Origin of the sequence: Streptomyces sp. NPDC050211 (assembly GCF_040656035.1) — a bacterium.
Classification (GTDB): Bacteria; Actinomycetota; Actinomycetes; order Streptomycetales; family Streptomycetaceae; genus Streptomyces.
In genome coordinates this window covers 1-1,012 of sequence record NZ_JBFALC010000191.1, presented here as the reverse complement: position 1 = coordinate 1,012, position 1,012 = coordinate 1, and the positions used below count along the sequence as shown (strand labels likewise).

1 rRNA gene is annotated in these 1,012 nt (G+C 57.1%); it reads right to left on the bottom strand.

Annotation, left to right across the window (positions count from 1 at the left end):
* A 23S ribosomal RNA gene (locus AB0I98_RS49935) occupies positions 1-1,012 on the bottom strand; the annotation flags it as partial.

The following is a 1,012-nucleotide window of genomic DNA, read 5'->3' as shown; positions in this document are numbered from 1 at the left end:
GCAGGTCGGAACTTACCCGACAAGGAATTTCGCTACCTTAGGATGGTTATAGTTACCACCGCCGTTTACTGGCGCTTAAGTTCTCAGCTTCGCCCGACCGAAATCGGACTAACCGGTCCCCTTAACGTTCCAGCACCGGGCAGGCGTCAGTCCGTATACATCGCCTTACGGCTTCGCACGGACCTGTGTTTTTAGTAAACAGTCGCTTCTCGCTGGTCTCTGCGGCCACCCCCAGCTCACCGAGCAAATCGGATCACCAGTGATGGCCCCCCTTCTCCCGAAGTTACGGGGGCATTTTGCCGAGTTCCTTAACCATAGTTCACCCGAACGCCTCGGTATTCTCTACCTGACCACCTGAGTCGGTTTAGGGTACGGGCCGCCATAAAACTCGCTAGAGGCTTTTCTCGACAGCATAGGATCATCCACTTCACCACAATCGGCTCGGCATCAGGTCTCACCCACGTGCACAGCGGATTTACCTACTGTGCGGGCTACACCCTTACCCCGGGACAACCACCGCCCGGGATGGACTACCTTCCTGCGTCACCCCATCACTCACCTACTGACCGCTTGGTTCGGCGGCTCCACCACTCCCCTCAACTCCGAAGAGATCAGGGCGGCTTCACGGCCTTAGCATCACGATGCTCGATGTTTGACGCTTTACAGCGGGTACCGGAATATCAACCGGTTATCCATCGACTACGCCTGTCGGCCTCGCCTTAGGTCCCGACTTACCCTGGGCAGATCAGCTTGACCCAGGAACCCTTAGTCAATCGGCGCACACGTTTCCCACGTGTGAATCGCTACTCATGCCTGCATTCTCACTCGTCAACCGTCCACAACTCGCTTCCGCGGCTGCTTCACCCGGCAGACGACGCTCCCCTACCCATCCATACGGGCGTTGGCCCTATGTGTATGAATGACACGACTTCGGCGGTACGCTTGAGCCCCGCTACATTGTCGGCGCGGAATCACTAGACCAGTGAGCTATTACGCACTCTTTCAAGGGTGG